The organism is Geobacillus sp. WSUCF1, from assembly GCF_000422025.1.
GTDB lineage: Bacteria > Bacillota > Bacilli > Bacillales > Anoxybacillaceae > Geobacillus > Geobacillus zalihae.
On record NZ_ATCO01000276.1, the window covers coordinates 1 to 889 of the forward strand.

Below are 889 nucleotides of genomic sequence, written 5' to 3' on the forward strand. Positions count from 1 at the left end.
TCAACTAGCACCACGGGTTTTAAATAAATATGGAAGGGGTTTTAAAGATGACAAGAAAAAATATAAAACGAACGTTGGAGGTAGACGAAATTATAAAACTTTATCTTGAAGGTGCTAGTACTACTGAAATTGCAAAGCTTTCTAATGTGTCTCCGAGATATATAAGAATGATTTTGTCTGATCATAATATTGAAAAAAGGCCGTTTGGTAGTTGGAAGCGTAAGTATAAGTTAAATGAAGATTATTTCAAGACTTGGTCTAAAAATATGGCTTATATCTTAGGTTTTTTTATAGCGGACGGTTTTGTCTCCAATGATTTTCAGACGATCGGATTCGCGCAAAAAGAAAAATATATTTTAGAACAAATCAGAGACGAATTAGGGTCTAATCAACCACTTTATCAAAATAAGCAAACCGGTGTTTATATGTTATATCTCAATAGCAAAGTTATGAAAAACGATTTAATGGAGATACATGGTATCACACCAAATAAATCACTGGATATAAAATTTCCGTATGTTCCAGAAGTGTATTTAAATCATTTTATAAGAGGCTATTTTGACGGTGATGGAAATATTAATTCTCATGGATATGTAGTCAGTTTTGTTGGCGGATCTTTGGATTTTATGACAGCATTAGAGAATCATTTAAAAGCTCGAGGATTTGAAATGTACTTAACCAAAAACGAAAAACATATTCGTTTACAGGCGTGTTGATTATCCAATAAAATCCAAAGGGTATAGAAAAAAGAGCACCTTTCCTGTAGAATGTGAGTAACGACACAAACAAACCCAGGAGGTGCTCTCTATGAACAAGCATACCACACTCCCGAATTTGATGTAAAAACTTGTTTCGGATGAAGAGATTCAACGGATTGCCGAAGCGGTTG

General features: G+C 33.7%; 1 protein-coding gene. It reads left to right on the top strand.

The genetic code is table 11. The features are described 5' to 3' along the window. The first annotated feature begins 47 nt into the window (after positions 1-47). Entirely contained in the window at positions 48-716 is a 669-nt protein-coding gene (locus I656_RS19590) for an LAGLIDADG family homing endonuclease (protein WP_369770221.1), read from the top strand. The last annotated feature ends 173 nt before the right edge of the window (positions 717-889 follow it).

Excerpts from the sequence above, each read along its gene's own strand:
- I656_RS19590 (WP_369770221.1), top strand. The coding sequence starts at position 48 with ATGACAAGAAAAAATATAAAACGAACGTTGGAGGTAGACGAAATTATA.